Origin of the sequence: Ensifer sp. ENS10 (assembly GCF_014852025.1) — a bacterium.
Lineage (GTDB): Bacteria > Pseudomonadota > Alphaproteobacteria > Rhizobiales > Rhizobiaceae > Ensifer.
On sequence record NZ_JACVAS010000053.1, the window covers coordinates 1 to 316 of the forward strand.

The following is a 316-nucleotide window of genomic DNA, read 5'->3' on the forward strand; positions in this document are numbered from 1 at the left end:
ATCAAAGCTCATTCGCAGCTCCCCACGGCTTATCGCAGCGTATCACGTCCTTCATCGCCTGTGCATGCCAAGGCATCCACCAAATGCCCTTCTTTCACTTGATCGTTCTCATTGCCAATGCTCATCCATTAGCCGTCGTCCCGAAGGGACGCGGCAGAAAGGGTTACCTTTTACAACCCAATCCTTATGAGATGCCATCGACGTGTTCGATACGGTCGCTTTATTGGAACCACGCCGAGCGGTTCACTTGCGCCATATCTTAAGACCAGCTTCTCGAGATCTGTCCGGTGATGCGCGGTCAGGCAACACCAATCCA

General features: G+C 52.8%; 1 rRNA gene. It reads right to left on the bottom strand.

The window, feature by feature from the left end:
• Positions 1 to 104, bottom strand: a 23S ribosomal RNA gene (locus IB265_RS36335); the annotation flags it as partial.
• Positions 105 to 316 lie beyond the last annotated feature (212 nt).